Annotated in this window: 13 protein-coding genes; 10 read left to right on the forward strand and 3 right to left on the reverse strand. The window is 58.8% G+C overall.

The features are described from left to right. Positions 1-123 precede the first annotated feature (123 nt). The 3 genes from lpdA (at position 124) to NW851_RS04370 (ending at position 3,623) form a co-directional block, all read left to right on the forward strand. Complete coding sequence (gene lpdA, locus NW851_RS04360) at positions 124-1,506, forward strand: dihydrolipoyl dehydrogenase (protein ID WP_414337146.1); 1,383 nt, start codon at positions 124-126, stop codon at positions 1,504-1,506. Positions 1,507-1,605: 99 nt separating this feature from the next. Continuing rightward, positions 1,606-2,913 carry a class I SAM-dependent methyltransferase gene (locus tag NW851_RS04365; protein WP_414337147.1) on the forward strand — a complete coding sequence of 436 codons (1,308 nt, stop codon included), beginning with the start codon at positions 1,606-1,608 and terminating at the stop codon, positions 2,911-2,913. Positions 2,914-2,978: 65 nt separating this feature from the next. Further along, positions 2,979-3,623, forward strand: coding sequence for a DUF305 domain-containing protein (locus NW851_RS04370; RefSeq protein WP_414333772.1), 645 nt, complete (start codon positions 2,979-2,981; stop codon positions 3,621-3,623). A gap of 188 nt (positions 3,624-3,811) precedes the next feature. On the opposite strand, the gene NW851_RS04375 is transcribed toward NW851_RS04370, so the two are convergent. Then, on the reverse strand, positions 3,812-4,012 hold the full coding sequence (locus tag NW851_RS04375; protein ID WP_414333773.1) for a hypothetical protein: 201 nt from the start codon (positions 4,010-4,012) through the stop codon (positions 3,812-3,814). 458 nt (positions 4,013-4,470) lie between these two features. On the opposite strand from NW851_RS04375, the gene NW851_RS04380 reads away from it, so the two are divergent. The 5 genes from NW851_RS04380 (at position 4,471) to NW851_RS04400 (ending at position 10,587) form a co-directional block, all read left to right on the forward strand. After that, a complete protein-coding gene (locus NW851_RS04380; protein WP_414337148.1) occupies positions 4,471-6,240 on the forward strand; it encodes a dipeptide ABC transporter ATP-binding protein in 1,770 nt (589 codons plus the stop codon). A gap of 148 nt (positions 6,241-6,388) precedes the next feature. Next, a complete protein-coding gene (locus tag NW851_RS04385) occupies positions 6,389-7,141 on the forward strand; it encodes a response regulator transcription factor (protein ID WP_414333777.1) in 753 nt (250 codons plus the stop codon). Positions 7,142-7,211: 70 nt separating this feature from the next. Continuing rightward, positions 7,212-9,320, forward strand: a complete 2,109-nt coding sequence (locus NW851_RS04390) for a TIGR00300 family protein (RefSeq protein WP_414333779.1) — start codon at positions 7,212-7,214, stop codon at positions 9,318-9,320. A gap of 85 nt (positions 9,321-9,405) precedes the next feature. Then, the gene (locus NW851_RS04395; protein WP_414337149.1) at positions 9,406-9,759 is read left to right on the forward strand and encodes a hypothetical protein; all 354 of its coding nucleotides are present in this window, start codon (positions 9,406-9,408) and stop codon (positions 9,757-9,759) included. 45 nt (positions 9,760-9,804) lie between these two features. Beyond that, positions 9,805-10,587 carry an S-adenosyl-l-methionine hydroxide adenosyltransferase family protein gene (locus NW851_RS04400; protein WP_414333782.1) on the forward strand — a complete coding sequence of 261 codons (783 nt, stop codon included), beginning with the start codon at positions 9,805-9,807 and terminating at the stop codon, positions 10,585-10,587. A 41-nt stretch (positions 10,588-10,628) separates the two neighbouring features. On the opposite strand, the gene NW851_RS04405 is transcribed toward NW851_RS04400, so the two are convergent. Then, positions 10,629-11,075: an Hsp20/alpha crystallin family protein gene (locus NW851_RS04405; RefSeq protein ID WP_414333784.1), complete on the reverse strand. Its 447-nt coding sequence runs from the start codon at positions 11,073-11,075 to the stop codon at positions 10,629-10,631. Between the two features lie 301 nt (positions 11,076-11,376). Between NW851_RS04405 and NW851_RS04410 the strand changes: the two genes are divergently transcribed. Further along, on the forward strand, positions 11,377-11,643 hold the full coding sequence (locus tag NW851_RS04410) for a 2Fe-2S iron-sulfur cluster-binding protein (RefSeq protein ID WP_414333785.1): 267 nt from the start codon (positions 11,377-11,379) through the stop codon (positions 11,641-11,643). 203 nt (positions 11,644-11,846) lie between these two features. After that, a complete protein-coding gene (locus tag NW851_RS04415) occupies positions 11,847-15,971 on the forward strand; it encodes a hypothetical protein (protein ID WP_414337150.1) in 4,125 nt (1,374 codons plus the stop codon). 13 nt (positions 15,972-15,984) lie between these two features. Here NW851_RS04415 and NW851_RS04420 read toward each other — a convergent pair whose 3' ends face one another. After that, complete coding sequence (locus NW851_RS04420) at positions 15,985-17,046, reverse strand: histidinol-phosphate transaminase (protein WP_414333788.1); 1,062 nt, start codon at positions 17,044-17,046, stop codon at positions 15,985-15,987. Positions 17,047-17,066 lie beyond the last annotated feature (20 nt).

The raw sequence follows: 17,066 nt of genomic DNA on the forward strand, positions 1-17,066 counted from the left end.
CGCCAGCCTCCTGTCAACTGGGCAGGCGACCCTATGCTACCTCATGGTTTGGATGCTCTCAGCCAGGTTCCTGGGAAGGCCAACAAGATGAGAAAATGAGGCACCGGTTATCCAAGTCTCGCCATGAGCTTCGATTTTGACTTGATCATCATTGGTGCCGGCGTCGGCGGCCACGGCGCGGCGCTGCATGCCGTCGAATCCGGCCTCAAAACCGCCATCGTCGAAGGTGCGGAAATGGGCGGCACCTGTATCAACCGCGGCTGCATCCCCTCCAAGGCTCTGCTGGCCGCCTCCGGCCGCCTGCGGGAACTGCAACACAGCGCTGGGCTGGGCATCCAAGTGGGATCCGTCCAGGCTGACCGGGGGGCGATTGCCAATCACGCCACCCAGGTGGTGGAGAAGATCCGCGCCGACATGACTCGCTCCCTGGAGAAGCTGGGGGTAACAATCCTGCGAGGGCGGGGCAGGCTGGCGGGATCCCAAATGGTTGAAGTCCAGGAAGAGAAGGGATCTCGAACCTACACGGCGCGGGATGTGATTCTGGCCACAGGTTCCCGACCCTTTGTGCCGCCGGGGATCCAAGTAGATGGCCGCACGGTCTTTACCAGCGACGAGGCGGTGCGGTTGGAGTGGATCCCGGAGCGGCTGGCCATCATCGGCAGCGGCTACATTGGCCAGGAGTTTGCCGACGTCTACACGGCGCTGGGATCCCAGGTCATTCTCATCGAGGCCCTGGAGACCCTGATGCCGGCCTTTGACCCCGACATTGCCCGCCTGGCCCAGCGGGTGCTGATCAAACCCAGGCAAATCCAGACCTATGTGGGCGTGCTGGCCAAGCAGGTGATCCCTGGCCAGCCGGTGACGATCCACCTCTCTAATGGCGAGACACTGCAGGTGGATGGCTGCCTGGTGGCCGCCGGTCGGATCCCGGTCTCAGAAGGGCTGGGCCTGGCGGAGCTGGGGGTTATCACGGACAAGCGCGGCTTTGTACCCGTAGATAGCCGCATGGCCACCGAATTGCCCCACCTCTGGGCCATTGGCGATGTGACGGGCAAGCTGATGCTGGCCCACGCGGCGGCAGCCCAGGGGCGGGTGGCGGTGGAAAACATCTGTGGCCGCTCCGCCTATATGGATTACTTGAGCATCCCGGCGGCGGTGTTCACCCACCCGGAGATGGGCTTTGTGGGGCTAACCGAGCCGCAGGCCAAAGCCGAGGGCTACAGCGTGGGCACGGTGCGCACCTACTTTGGTGGCAACTCCAAGGCCATCGCCTCTGGCGAGACGGAGGGCATGGTCAAGCTGGTCTTCGATAAGGAGGCAGGGCTTTTGCTGGGATCCCACATCTTTGGGCCGCATGCTGCGGATCTCATCCACGAGGCGGCCCAGGCCATCGCCCGCCGCGCCACGGTGCAAGAGCTGGCCCGCCTGGTGCACGTTCACCCCACTCTGGCAGAGACGCTGGAGGAAGCCTACCGGCGAGCTGCCCACAGTTTGACCGCAGCCTAGCCGTGCCCTGCTGCCGACCGACACGGGCCGACTTGACGGCCAAAACCGGTCTAAAAACCTACAAAGACTCTTAGGATAGGGGGGAAGAGGTGGGAGGACGTGGCTTTGGCCAACGAAGCGGAGATCACCCAGGCGGTGCAAGCCCAGTACGAGGCGTTTCCCTACCCGCCCGTTCCCTACGACCGGCCCTTTGAGGGCTTTTCCAGTCTGGGCAGCTACATCCTCGCCCAATATGCTCGCACCCGCACCTTGCAAGAGCCCAGCGGGGCCAGGTTTTTGGTGGCCGGCTGCGGCACCGGCTGGGAGGTGCACGGCATTGCCGCCAGCAACCCCGGCTACGGCGCCGTGGTCGGGATCGATCTCAGCCGCCCGGCTCTGGAGATCGCCCAAAAACGGATCAAGTACCACGGCCTGCGCAACTGCTCAGTGCACTATGGGGATCTGATGGATCCCTCCACTTGGCCGGAGGGGAGCTTCGACATGATCAGCTCCTATGGGGTGATCCACCACACCGCCGATCCGGTCAAGGCTTTGAGAAACTTGGCCTCGCGCCTAGCTCCCGAGGGGGTAATGGCGCTGATGCTCTACAACCGTTCTGGCCGTTGGCACCTCTACCGCATTCGCCGCGCTCTGGAGCTGCTGGGGATTACTCCGCCGGCCACCCCGGAAAAGATCGAATTTGTGCGGCAATTGTTAAAGGCAGCCCATCCCAGTTCCATGCTGGCCCGGCATGCCAAGGCCCACGAGGAATACTACTTACCAGATGAGAACATCGTCGATAACTTCTTCCATGCCAACGACATTCCTTTTGACATCGGCGAGATCCCCGACCTTTTGGCCCAGGCGGGTCTGGAGTTTATCGATGTTGCCCCCTACTTGGACTATTGGAATGCCAAGCCCTTAATTGCCGCCACCCACCCGGAGTTCCACCGCCGCTACGAGGCCCTCGCCCGCATTGATCAACTGCGGGTCATCGAGTACTTGGAGCCCCTCTACCACACGCAAAATCTCTTTTGGTGCTGCCACCAGGGCAAGAAGGTGGCCAACTGGGATCCCTTCACAGCCGAGTTTTTCCGTAGCTCCCGTTGGCAGCTTAACCCCCTCTTTCTCCAGCACGGCCAGGTGCGCTACTGGGATCAAAAGATCCCCCTTTCGGATCTGCTGGGCAAGGTGGATCCGGCCCAGATTGTGACCCAAAAGATGGACATCTTCTGGCCCATTGCTCGGATCCCTGGCAAGATGATCGCCTCCAGCCGCCACCAGGTGGTGGAGCTGCTGCTGCCTCTGGCCAACCAAGCCCGCTCCGGCAGCGAGATTTTGGATCAGCACGCCGAGAGAGCCGAGCACGTCCTTCATCTGTTTCAACAGTGGGAAGCCGACCGCTTAGTTCTCCGAGTTGCTTCCTAACTCCCCAAAGGGAGTAGGGGAGAGGCTGTAGAATACAAGGCCGTTGTCGCCAGGAAGAAATAGCGATGCTCTTCAACAAGACTGCCCGTGGTCTGCTCCTTGCCGGCGCATTTGTCCTCAGCACTCCGTGGGTTGGCGGGGGGGTGAGGACAGAGGCCGCTTCCCACGACACCAATAGGGATCCCTCTGTCCCCATGGCTCACCTGATGAGCCTCGGCCCTGCAGATGAATCCTTTGATCTGCGCTTCCTCGACGCCATGATCCTCCATCATGAGGGAGCTGTGAGCATGGCTGAAGAAGCCCTGCAAAAATCCCGGCGGCGGGAAATTCGTCAATTGGCAGAGGCTATCTTGACGGCCCAAAGCCAAGAAATCGAGCAAATGCGGGCGTGGCGGCTGAGCTGGTACCCACAAGCTCCACAGGATCCCATGATGTGGCACGAGGAAATGGGGCACCTGATGGCCATGACCCCAGAAATGATCTCCCACATGCGCATGGATACAGACCTGGGATCCGCCGACCGAGAGTTTGACCGGCGATTTCTGCAGGCGATGATCCAGCACCACGAGGGGGCTTTGAGCATGGCCGGAGAGGCACTGAAGAAATCCAAGCGCCCCGAGATCCGTCAACTGGCAGAGGCGATTGCGGTTACCCAGCAGACGGAGATCCAGCAGATGCGCGCTTGGCAAAAGCAGTGGTATCCGCAGTAGGGTAGGGCTAGCTACAGGGATCCCTGCCCCATCCGTAGATCTATCCCAGAAGGCTGGACAGGACGGGGGCACCCTCTCAAGGGGTTCAAGCTCGTCACCATGCGGGGGGCGGAGACGGCTCTCTTGAGGGCTCTTCCGCCCCCCACTAAACTACAGGGCAAGTTCTAGACCCGATCTGGGCACTGTCTTCAATCAAGGCCGGGCTTTTTACAAGGATCGGAAGTAGCCTTCACCTCTTGGCGCAGAATGGCTTCAACCAGCTCGTCCAGAGCTTCTAGGTCGGATGGATCATAGCTTCTTTCCCAGAGGATTTGGTTAATGCTGGACTCCTGCTGTGGAGTTAGAATCGAGGATTTTAAAACTTCATCGAGGATCTCCGGAATGCTCATCTTAACCTCGCCATCTGAAGTCAGAATTTATAAACCTAGCCTATAGAATGCCGGAAGTGCCCTTGGATAGCCATCGCGAGGATCACGTATTTTGACGATCAAAATCCGGGGTGATCCATGCAAAGCTTTCGAGGAAATCGCCAATGGTAGTTTTACCGAGTTTGGCTATGGGTGCTGTCTAAATCTACGAGCTTCTCAGGATCTTCTCCGATAAGCGTGTCTAGCGATGAGGGCAGCTTGTGCCTCACAATCTAACCTATATATCTATATCTCTCTATAATCTCTCTATACTATCGACACTTCCTGGACACCTGCTGAAATCTCTCATTTGAGTTCTTAAAAGGCAAGCCTGCTGCAAACCCCAAAGCCCTCAACCTCCCCTTGGGAACTGGAGAGAACTTGGGCAGCCGGGGTCAGTGGTCTATAATCCTGCCAATCCTCCTATTGCCATAGTCGCCATGGCTGATGCTGCTCTTGTTGCCGAGGCTGCCCTGTTGACTGTACAAGGGCTACGGGTTTTCTTGCCCAGCCGCCCGGTTGGTCTTGGCAGGACAGAGGTGGTGGATGGGCTGTCTTTTCGGATAGGGATCGGCCAGACTCTGGGCCTGGTGGGGGAGTCGGGATCCGGCAAAACCATGACTGCCCTGACGCTGATCGATCTGTTGCCCAGCTCGGCCCGGGTGGAAGGCAAAATCCTCTTCAGGGGCCCCAACGGCACGGTGGACTGGCTGCGGTTGGATCCCCAGGAACGGCGGCGCTACCGCGGAGCCCAGATCGCCATGATCTTCCAAGAGCCGAGCACCGCCCTCAACCCCCTCTACACCTGTGGCCAGCAATTGCAGGAAACCCTGCGGGCCAACACCTCCCTAACCCCGACGGAGATCCGCGCCCAAGCCGTCCGCCTGTTTGAGGAGGTGCAGCTTTCTCCCCAGATGCTGGAGCGCTACCCCCATCAGCTCTCTGGCGGCCAAATTCAACGGGCGGCTATTGCCTGTGCCATCGCCTCCAACCCCAAACTGTTGATTGCTGATGAGCCGACCACCGCTCTGGATGTAACGGTACAAGCCGAGATCTTGCGCCTGCTCCGGGATCTGCAACAGCAGCGGCAGATGGCGATCCTCTTCATCACCCACGACCTCAATTTGGTGGCGGAATTGGCAGATCAGGTGGTGGTGATGTGCCGCGGCCAAGCTGTGGAACAAGGATCGGTGGAGCAGATCTTTGGCAATCCCCAGCACCCCTACACCCGCGGCCTGCTGGCCTGCCGCCCGGTGTCGGAGCGGCGGTTGCGGCGACTGCCCACCGTCCAGGATTTTCAGGAGAAGGGGGGATCCCTCGAGGAGCGGTGGCAGCAACTGGAGATCCCAGCCGCCGAAGAGGAAGAACGGCTGCGCCGGATAGGCAGCCAGCCCCCTCTGTTGCAGGTGCGGGATCTGCGCACCCACTATGCCGTCCGTCGCGGGCCATTGGGCCGGCAGGTGGGCGAGATCCGGGCTGTGGACGGGATCAGCTTCGACCTGTATCCGGGGGAAACCCTGGGGGTGGTGGGAGAGTCCGGCTGCGGCAAAACCACCCTGGGGCGAACCCTGCTGCGCCTGATCCGCGCCAGCTCCGGCCAGGTAATCTACAACGGGGAGGATTGGCTCCGCCTGCCGCCTCAACGCTTACGCCGCCGCCGCCGCGAGATTCAGCTTATCTTTCAGGATCCGGCGGCTGCCTTGGACCCGCGCATGAGTGTGGGAGCCAGCGTCATGGAGCCGATGGCGCTGCACGGGATTGGGAGAAACGCCGCCGAGCGCCGGGCACGAGCCCAACGCCTGTTTGAACGAGTTGGGTTGGATCCCGAGGCGCTGGATCGGCTGCCCCACCAATTTTCGGGAGGACAGCGGCAGCGGATCTGTATTGCCCGCGCCCTGGCCTCAGAGCCGCGCCTGGTCGTCTGCGATGAGGCGGTGTCTTCCCTGGATGTCTCCGTGCAGGCCCAGGTGCTGAACTTGCTCAAGGATCTGCAGGAGGAACTGGGGCTGACCTACCTGTTCATCTCCCACGACTTGAGTGTGGTCAAGTTCATGAGCGACCGCATCCTGGTCATGAACCGAGGCCGCATCGAAGAAATCGGCCCTGCTTTCCAGATCTACCGGCAGCCGCAGCAGGACTACACCCGCCGCCTTATCGCCGCCATTCCCAAAGGGGATCCGAAAAAGCGTGGTGCCCGCCAAGCCGGATGAAGGGTTTCCCCTGGAGCCGCACCCACGCACCTCCCGGCCAGATTTGCAATGAGGCTAGAATTAAGTAAACTTTGAGTCGTAAAGCTTTGGACTCCTTGTTAGCTGATTTAACAAAACGTTTTATCCGCAGTGTGGGCTGCAACCGGCTATGGCTCGCATACTCATCATTGAGGACGACCCTTCGATTCTGGATATTCTGCGTATCAATCTGGAGTTGGCGGGCTACGAGGTCGTGAAGGCCACCGATGGGGTACGCGGACAAGCACTGGCTCTGCAGGTTCTCCCGGATCTCATCATTCTCGACCTGATGCTGCCCCAGGTGGATGGCCTGACGGTTTGCCAGCGCTTGCGGCGGGAGGAGCGCACCAGCGAGATCCCGATCCTGATGCTCACCGCCCTTGGCCAAACCCAAGATAAGATCGAAGGCTTCAATGCCGGTGCCGACGACTACCTAACCAAGCCTTTTGAGGTGCAGGAGCTGCTGGTGCGGGTGCGGGCCCTGTTGCGTCGCTCGGATCGGATCCCACAGGCGGCCAAGCACGGCGAGATCCTCACCTATGGCCCTCTCACGCTGGTGCCGGAGCGGTTTGAGGCGCTGTGGTTCGGCAAAACCATCAAGCTCACCCACCTGGAGTTTGATCTGCTCCACTGCCTGATGCAGCGACATGGCCAGACGGTTTCCCCCAGCGAAATCCTGCAGGAGGTGTGGGGCTACGAGCCTGACGACGACATCGAGACCATCCGCGTCCATATCCGCCACCTGCGCACCAAGCTGGAGCCGGATCCGCGCCACCCCCAGTACATCAAGACCGTCTATGGGGCGGGCTACTGTCTGGAGCTGCCCAACATCGCCGATCCCGGCCCACCGCAGCCAGAACTGGCGAAAGAGTCCCTCAAGTAATGCTTGAGGATGTTGCTCACACAACTGCTAATCTAGGGGATGCCCTGCTGCGGATTGCGGTCTGAGGTTTATGTCTGGTGCAATTCAGTATCTGATGTGCCCACCCGACCATTACGAGGTGGACTACGTGATCAATCCCTGGATGGTGGGAAATGTCCACCGCTCTTCGCGAGAACGGGCGCTGCAGCAGTGGCAGGCTCTCTATCGGCATCTCTCGCAGCGGGCGGAGGTGAAACTGATCCAGCCGGTGCCAGGATGGCCGGATATGGTCTTTACGGCGAATGCTGGGCTCATCCTCGGATCCACGGTGGTGCTGAGCCGTTTTTATCACCCGGAGCGGCAGGGGGAACAGCCCTATTTCAAGGCCTGGTTTGAGGAACAGGGCTACACCGTCCATGAGCTGCCGCCGGCCCTGGCTTTTGAGGGGGCGGGAGATGCTCTGCTGGATCGGGCAGGGCGCTGGCTGTGGGCGGGCTATGGCTTTCGCTCCATGCTGGAGTCCCATCCTTACCTGGCCAAGTGGCTGGGGATCGAGGTGTTGTCTTTGCGGCTGGTGGACGAGCGGTTTTACCATCTGGACACCTGCTTTTGCCCTCTCTCCGAGGGCTATTTGCTCTACTACCCGCCGGCCTTCGATGCCTATTCCAACCGCCTGATCGAGATGCGGGTGCCCCCCGAAAAGCGGATCCCGGTTCAGGAAGCGGATGCCGTTCACTTTGCCTGCAACGCCGTGGATGTGAACGGCACGATCCTGGTGAACCGGGTCAGCCCAGAGCTGGAAGCCACCCTACAGGAGCGGGGCTTTACGGTGGTGCAGACGGAGCTGACGGAGTTCCTCAAGGCTGGCGGGGCGGCCAAGTGTCTGACGCTGCGCCTGGACGAGACGGTGGCTCCGCAAAGTGAGCCGGTAGCCACGGTGCTCAGCCGGACGGTGACCCTGGAGGGACACTTGGTGGACAGCGACCTGCTCACCCGCGCCGTCGATTGCATTGTGGACAATGGCGGCAGCTTCCAGATCCTCAAGTTTCAGCTTGGGGAAAAGCGGCAGAGCACTTCCAGAGTAGAGCTGGCCGTTTCGGCTCCCACCGAGGAGGCGCTGGATACCATTCTCAGCGCCTTGATCGAGCGGGGGGGGCGCCTGTCGGACGAGACCTTGCAGGATGCCCGCCTGGAACGGGTGGAGAAGGCGGGGGTGGCTCCCGACGATTTTTATGTCACCACCATCTACCCGACACAGGTGCGGGTGGCCGGCCAGTGGATCCCGGTGCAGCGGCAGCGCATGGATGGGGTGATCGTGGTCAAGGGCTCCACAGCCTATTGCACCCTGATTCGCGATCTGCAGGTGGGGGATGCGGTGGTCTGCGGGGTGGAAGGGATCCGCACCGTGCGCCAGGCCAGCAAAGAGCGCTCTTCCCAGGAGTTTACCTTTATGGGATCGGGGGTCTCCAGCGAGCGGCGGGTGGAGCTTCTGGTGGAGCAGATCGCCTGGGAGCTGCGGCAGATCAAAGAGCGGGGCGGCAAAACGGTGGTGGTGGCAGGGCCGGTGGTCATTCACACCGGCGGCGGCTCCCATTTGGCTACCCTCATCCGCGAGGGCTATGTACAGGCCCTGTTGGGGGGCAATGCCATTGCCGTTCACGACCTGGAGCAAAATCTCTACGGCACCTCGCTGGGGGTGGATCTGTCGCGGGGCACCCCGGTCAAGGGCGGCCATAAGCATCACCTCAAAACCATTAACCTCATCCGCAAGTACGGCAGCATTCGGGCCGCCGTGGAAGCGGGCGTGATTACCGGCGGGGTGTTCTACGAGTGCATTCGCGCCCAGGTGCCTTTCTCGCTGGCCGGATCCATCCGCGACGATGGGCCGCTGCCGGATACGGAGATGGATCTGATCAAGGCCCAAGAGGATTACGCACGGCTGCTACAGGGGGCCGACATGGTGCTGATGCTCTCCAGCATGTTGCACTCGATCGGGGCCGGGAACATGACGCCTGCCGGGGTCAAGTTGATCTGTGTGGACATCAACCCGGCGGTGGTGACCAAGCTGGCGGATCGGGGATCCCTGGAGTCGGTGGGGATCGTCACCGATGTTGGCCTGTTCTTGAGCCTGCTGGTGCAGCAGTTGGCCCGTCTGGGACAGGTGTACAAGCGACCAGAACCCGCCCTTGCCGCCCGCTAGCCACCCCATCCCCAATGGCTGCTACCCTGTAGGTGTCTTTGCCGAAGTTTCAATTGGCCTTGGTTAATTTCAATGAGGAGACCCTATGCCGCTGCCTCCGGATGCTGGAGCTTGGTGGTGGGTATTGTTGGCCTCTGTAGCGGCTTGTATTCCTCTATTCTTTCCGGGGTTTTGGCTGACCAACTTTTATTCCAACCTGTTCAAAGCCTGGTTTGGACACGCCTTTGCCGAGGGGTTGGGACTGGGGGGCCTGTTTCTCACGATAGTGCTGAGTGTTCTCTATCCTCTGGGATTCTTTTGGGGATACTTGGCGATGTTGCCGCTGCGTTCTTTGGGATCCTGGGTGTGGGGAGTGGGGATCCTGGTGGCCAGCCTGTGGACGCTGTTGGTGTTTGCTCTGTTGTACTTTGACGCTCTGGATCAGGCGCGTCGATTGTAGGCAGAGGTCAACGCTCGAGATCTTTAATCTTTTTTTCTTTAAAGTATGCCTTTCGTTAGCCTGCTGACGGATTTTGGCCTGCAGGATCCCTATGTGGGCATCCTGAAAGGGGTGATCTGGGGGATCGCTCCCCAAGCCCAACTGATCGACCTCAGCCACGGGATCCCGCCCCAGGATGTGGCGGCAGCCCGCTTTGCCCTGATGACCGCCTATCCCCATTTGCCTTCTGGAACCATTCACCTGGCGGTGGTGGATCCGGGGGTGGGGAGCCATCGCCGGGCGGTGGCCATCCAAACTCAAGAGGGCTATTTGGTCGGCCCCGACAACGGCCTCTTCAGCGGCGTTTTGGAGCAATCTCCACCTCTGGCTGCTGTGGAACTCAACCGGCCCCGCTATTGGCGCACCCTTTCCCCCAGCCGCACCTTTCACGGGCGGGATATTTTTGCCCCCGTGGCCGCCCACCTGGCCAACGGGATCCCGCTTCTGGAGCTGGGAGATCCCTTCGATGTGGCGGAGCTAACTCCCTGGAATTGGCCCCAGCCTCAGGAGGAGCCCAACGGCTGGCGCGGCCTCATCCAAGCCATCGACCACTTCGGCAACGGCATCACCAACCTGCCCGGCCACTGGGTGGAAGGTCGAAGCTGGAGTGCCTGGATCAAAGGGATCCCTGTCCGCTCCGCGGCCACCTTCGCCGAGGGAAGGCAAGGGGAGCTGCTGGCCCTGGTGGGCAGCTCCGGCTGGGTGGAGATCGTGCAAAATGGGGGCAACGCCAGCCGCAGCCTCGATTTCAAAGTAGGGGATGAGGTGCGCCTGCAGTGGAATGGCTAGCTCCCTCACCCCCGACCCCTCTCCCAGAGGGAGAGGGGAGACTAGGCAGGTTGGCTTTCCACCGTCACCGCTTCCGAGGGGGTTGAAGTGCCCACTTGAACTTTGACCACCCGCGCGGCATCGGCCTTGGGCAGGGTGAGGGTGAGAATGCCGTCGCGGTAGGTAGCCGAGACTTTTTCCGGCTGAATAGTTTTGCTCAGTTTGAGGGTGCGTTGAAAAGGTTGCGCTTCTACCTCTTGATAGAGCAATTCGGCACCTTCAGGGCCATGAACCTGGAGCTCGCCGCTGATGGAAAGCTGCTGGGCTGTGGCCTCAATGTGGAAACGCTCTCGATCGGCGCCGGGCGCCCACAACTGGACGGTGTAGGCCTCGCCGCTCTCCCAAACCTGCAGCGGTGTAGGGAAGACTGGGCGAGGTCGCTCTCTCGAGCTCTGCTGCCTTGGTTGCAGCCGCACGTCGAGCACCGGTGCAAAGTAAACCAATGCCATAGCCCCTCCTTGCGTAACAGGGTAAATAGATAGACAACCCAACAGGAACAGCGCTTCGGATCCCGCCGCTCGACGAACCCCCCACCTGGAAAAGCCGCCATCCAATGGGATCCAAAGCCAATCCTGCTCCAATCATCCAAGAAAGCCATTTGAACGAGGGCGGGCAAACCGATCTGCGAGAGACAGGATCCCCTCACCTCATGGAAAAGCGGCATGAGAAGCAACGGAACCATCCATTGTCCATGTAAAACATCTTGGTCAAAACAGATGAGGTAGAGGTGAGTCAAAAAAGAGGACCGTCATGGATCCTGCTCCCATCCCCATCCGATTTCAGTGCGGCTTTTGCACGCCCGGGGTGATCCTGACTGCCCGCTGGCTTTGGGAGCAAGGGATCCCTGCTGGCTCCGCAACGCTGACACCCAAGGAGGCAGAATTGTGGGATCAATTGCGGGGCAACCTTTGCCGCTGCACGGGCTATCAAGCGATTTTGGAGAGCATTCAAGGGATCCAATCCAGCATTTGCTTAAGCGTTGCGGAGCAATATGGCACCTCAGCCCGTTCGCGCTAGCGGCGCGGAGCGCCAACCTAGCTCCTAGCTCAATCAGAATTGCAAATAGTTTCACAAAAACTTAAATCAAGATAACCTGATTGATTCATAGATTTTTATGGGCGATAAGCGGAGCGCAAAAAAATTAAGACTTTTGGCATACGGATCATTCCCAATGCTTGACCGGCACTAGGATAGTTATCAGGTATACCTGGCGAGATCCCATGTACGTCTACTGCACAAGAGAAGTTCTGGAAGAGGGCGCTCAATATGATCTGAAGGTATTGATAGAACGGCTGGAGCAGGGGGATCGCACGCTTTTGAGCCAGTTGTTCGACGTTCGTTATCCTTACTGGAAGCGCAACCTGCGCGACAACATTCGCTTGGTGGGCGAGCTGCGCCATCTGGGAGAGGAGTCGGTTTTGGTCTTGTTTGGCCTCTGGCCAAGAGGTAGCCATGAGTACCAGGAATTTTTAGATCGGCGGGAGGCTCGCGACTATCAAGAGCGGGTGAGAAACTGGGCTCCTGACGGCCAGTTGCAGGATTGGCTGGCAGAAAGGCGGTGTAAAAAATTACAAGAGGAAAATGGACAAAACCGGCTTCCTCCTTTGCCCGATGAGCTGTATGAATGGACACAGTTTTTGAATGCTCCCAATCGGCAGGAGCGGCTGGTCTTGGAAAGTGGGGAATGGGTGTGGCAAGTGCAAGCCCTTTCTCCAGAGCAGCGGCGCCAGGTTTATCGGGCGGTGGCCGAGTTTGTTGCCAATGAGACAGGCGAGATCTACCGCCAGCTCCCCAGCTTTTATCCAGGGGCAGAGGTTAAATGCTGGCAAGAGGGATCCCTGCATCTGGTCCTCAGCCTGGTGCGGCTGTGCGAGCAGCAAGGGGTCTTCTTTCCATTTCTCGTCGGGGTTTACGACCATAGCCCAGAGCAAAAAGAACGGTTTGAGCTGGGAGGTCGAACCTGCCTCTTTGGGATGGGGGCCAAGCAGCCGGATATTCTCCAGCACCCACAACCGTTGGAGGTATGGAAGCGGTACGCCCGTCGCGCCTACCCGGACTACATCGTGGCGGATGAGACCCTTTGGCTGGAAATGCAGGAGAGCACAGAGGGAAACCTGGCTTTGTCCATGGAGGAGGAAGAAATCCTGCAAAGCACATCTATGCCCCTGCTGATCAACGGGCGAGCCGGCAGCGGCAAGTCTTTGATGTTGTACTATCGCTTTGCCGACTATTGTAGCCACTACCTCAAAACTTCAAGGCAGGGAACTTCTCCCTACCACCCTCTCTTTTTGACCTATAGCGCCAGTTTGGTGCAGCAAGCTCGCGACAGGGTGAGCACAATTTTGCGCATTAGCCATCGCTATCGTGAGGAGGGCTATAGCTTTTCAGCCGAAGAAATTCGGCAGTGTCGAGCTTTTTTTAGGACTTTTCAGGATTACCTGTTGGGCTGTCTTCCCCCTGAGCGACAGGAACGCTACCAGCCGGATCAGTATATCAATTTTTATCGATTTCAGAACTGGTATCGCTGTCGCCATGATGTGGATCTAGAGTTGGCTTGGCACACCATTCGCACCCTGATCAAAGGCTATGAGGTAAGCGATTACTTGGATCCCGATGGCTATCGGGAAGTGCCCGAGGCCGACCGCAGTGTGGATGAAAGATCCTTTGAGCAGATTTACAAAGGGATTTGGCCAAGCTATCAGGAACGCATCACTCGCGAGGGCTACTGGGATGATCAAGACTTAGCTAGAGATGTGTTGCAAAATGGCACGCTTAACCCCATCCATCCGGTCATCTTTTGCGATGAGGTTCAGGACTTTACCCAACTTGAGCTGAATATTATTTTCTGTTTATCCCCTTGGGGGAAATACAAGTTAGATTGGGCCGTTGAGCGCCTGCCCTACGCCTTTGCCGGGGATCCCTTACAAACCATTAACCCAACAGGATTTCGTTGGGCTGCCCTGAAAAAATATCTCTACGAGCATATCCGCGCCTACCTATTGCCAACCCATCCCTTTAAGATCGAGGATCCTCAAGAGCTGAAAAATAACTATCGTAGCAACCCCCAAATTACTCGTTTTAGCAATGTGGTCAATCTATGGCGGCGGGTCCTCAGCGGCAATCGAGAAATCTATCCCCAGCAGCCCTGGCGTTCTCAAGAGCAAGGTATACCAGTTCAACAATTTGTGCTGGATGGCCAGGAAAAAAATTTAATTGAAAGTGAATTGAGAAATATGCTTAGCGACCTCACAGGAACAGTTTGTGTCTTACCCTGTTCTACAGGGGATGAGCTAAACTATGTGAGGCGGGATCCCGAACTTCAAAAAGTCTATGCCGAGGAGTTAGAGCAGAATCTCAAACCACCTCTTCTACAAACTGTTACAGCCGTCAAGGGAATGGAGTTCAAAAAAGTTATTCTCTACAAATTTGGAGACTACTACCGGCAGAAATTCGATCAAAACCTTAAACATTACACCCGGAGAGGCAGAGGAGAGCTGGGCTTACAGTACTTTCTCAACCAATTGTATGTTGGTATTACCCGCCCCACTCAGGCTTTGGCTATTGTGGACACTTCTGCTGGTTGGCGGGAATTCTGGAACCCGAGCTTAGAACTTAACTTTTGGCTCGATCATCCTTCTCTGGAAGAGGATTGGTCAAAATGGAACACTGATCCGCCACTGCTGGGCTGCCCCGTCAAAGCCATGAATATCCAATACTGGACAAATACCAGCCTGAAAGATTTGCTGGAGTCGGCTCTTGAGCTACTTGGGCGCGGCGTAGAAGAAGGTAACCTTTCGCTGCTTGAGGATGTTCAAACTCTGGTGCAGAAAGCAGATAACCCGCAATTAGAGCAAGAATGTCGGGCTTGGATCTTCAAGCTCCGGAAGGAATATCTTGCAGCAGGACAACAGTTCCTGAGCTTGGAGAAGTCGGCTCTGCCTGGTAAAAATCTCAAACGAGAAGCCTGGGAGTGCTTCTGGAGAGCAAGGGCTTGGTCGGAGCTGCAGCAGCACACTGCCACCCACTTTGCCGGGTGCCCTGGGATCCCAGACTACAGTCCTCTGGTGGATTGGATGGTGGTGACTCAAAAAACCTCTGCCAAGCCTGTGGAGCGCTTCCGACAACTGGTGCGGGTGCGAGATTGGCTGAGCACTGAAGTCATCCCCAAGAACAACGACTCCGTCCCGCTTACGCGAACAGATCCCACTTGGAAAGCCTGTGTGGAGAAGTTTTTGGCGGAACTCCAAGAAGTCCTGGACAATTTGCAAACGTTTTGTCCTGAGGTGGAGGCCCGCAGCCGGTTTTTGCAAGAGACGCTCGCGGCTTTGGGGGGAAACTTGGCCTTTCTCGGCCAGCGGCAGCCGTCTGCGGATCGGTATTACCGGATTTGGGGCACCTGTCATTTTCAGCAAGGGCAATTTAAAGAGGCAGTTGCCATTTGGGATCAAGGTGGCCAAACGGAGCATTCCCGCTACTACCGGGCCAAGATCCAACTGGAACCTTTTCCCGGCAAGGTGAGGTGGCTATCCAAAGACCGGCAGGACGCAGCAGTGGTGAGCAAATGGCAGGAGGCGGGACGTCCCCTCGCGGGCGAGTGGGAGGAGTACATCGACGATGTCATCCTCAGCCTGGAACGCTTGAAAGAGTGGCCGCTGCTGCTGCGAGTCCTGATCCGGCGCCGCCAGTGGGAGAAGCTCTGGAAAGCGGTACAGGCCCACCCGCAGGCGTGGCAGCGGGGACACGATTACGAGCTGGTGGCCTGTATGGCTCGAGATCTCCAGACCAACTGGGAAGAGCTGAGGCGGAAATCCCCTGGGCTGCGAGATTTTCTTCAGGAAGTGGTAAGCAGTGTGCGCGGGGAGCACGCTTGGTGGCTGCAGCCGCTGGAGGTGGGCCTGGCCTACGAGCGACTGGGCCGCTACCGAGACGCGCTCAGGTTTTATGAGCGCTTCACCGAAGGCAGAATCGGTAGAATCCCAAGATGGCAACGCTCTCAGATTCGGCAGCGCTGGCTTCTGGTTCACAAGAAGTATCGAGATTCTCTGCAGGCGGAGGGGCGACCGACCGATCTTTTGGCGGAGGAGTTTAGCCGCGCTCAAGAGCGCTGGCGTGAGCAACTGCCCCAGGCAGAGCCTGAGCTGGAGGAACGGGATCCCTGGGCCTATGACTTTCTTGAGTACCCCAGCCCTGTTCAAAGTTGGCTGCTGCAGCAGGCTCAAACCGACGCCCAGAGACGACTCAGAGCGGAAATTGCCCAAGCGCTGGAGCAACTGGACGAACGACAATTGCAGCAGGTGCAAAGCTGGATCCAGCGCTTCTTGTCCATAGATCCACCCCGGCTCTAGAGGCAGGTTAGAGCTATGGCAAGAGCTGCCGCAGGCGCTCCAGGGCGCGTCGGTTTTCTGCGGGGGTGCCCACCGTCAGGCGCAGCCCGCCGCCGGTACAGCGCACGCAAGTTCCCAGCTCTTGCCAGGCCCGTTGTAAATCTTGGGGATCCCATCCTGCCACCCGGAAGTAGAGAAAATTGGCCTGGCTAGGCCACACCCGCACTCCCGGCAGCTCCTGCAGGGCTTGGTAGAGGGCTTCCCGCTCCTGACGGATAAGGGGTAGGTCGGCCAAAAACTCCTCGGCATGTTCCAGGGCGATCTGAACGGCCCACTGGGAGATGGCCGAGAGATTGTAGGGCAGGCGGATGGCATCCAGCACCCGGACGAGCTGCGGGTGGCCGATGGCATAGCCCACCCGGTGGGCCGCCAGGCGAAAGGCTTTGGAGAAGGTGCGCAAGATAACCCAGTTGGGGTGCTCCGCCAGCTTGGGCAGGGCCGTGTGTTGGCTGAACTCGAAATAGGCCTCATCGAGGATCACCAAAATCTCGGCGGGCAACCCTTCCACCCAGGCCCACTCGGCAGTGCTCAGGCCGTTGCCGGTGGGCGAATTGGGATCCACCAAACACACCACCCGCACCCGCTGCTCCACTACGGCCTGTTGACACCGCTCCAGATCCAGGGCAAAGGTCTCGGCATGGCGCGGCACCCGCACCACCGGGATCCCCAGGCTCTGGGCCAGGATGGCGTACATGGAGAAGGTGGGCTCGGCAACCAAAATGCCGCCCCGCCCGCCCACACAGGTGGCGATGAGCAGCGAACGGATCAGTTCATCTGACCCATTGCCCAGGCTGATTTGGTCAGGATCGGCCCCGGCATAGGCGGCAATGGCCTGCTTGAGGCCCCGGTGCTGGGCATCGGGGTAGCGGTTGCTCGGGATCCCTTTTTCCCAGAGCAGCGAGAGCTTTTGCTTGAACCCTTCCGGCCAATCGAGGGGAAACTCATTGGCGTCCAGCTTGTCGGCAGCCGGGGTGGGCACGGCGTCGTAGGGCTTGAGATGAAGCAAATCGGGACGCAGATACTGCAAAGCACACATCTTCCTGACGGAGAGAAGCT

This window comes from Synechococcus sp. H55.7, assembly GCF_047462395.1.
GTDB lineage: Bacteria > Cyanobacteriota > Cyanobacteriia > Thermostichales > Thermostichaceae > Thermostichus.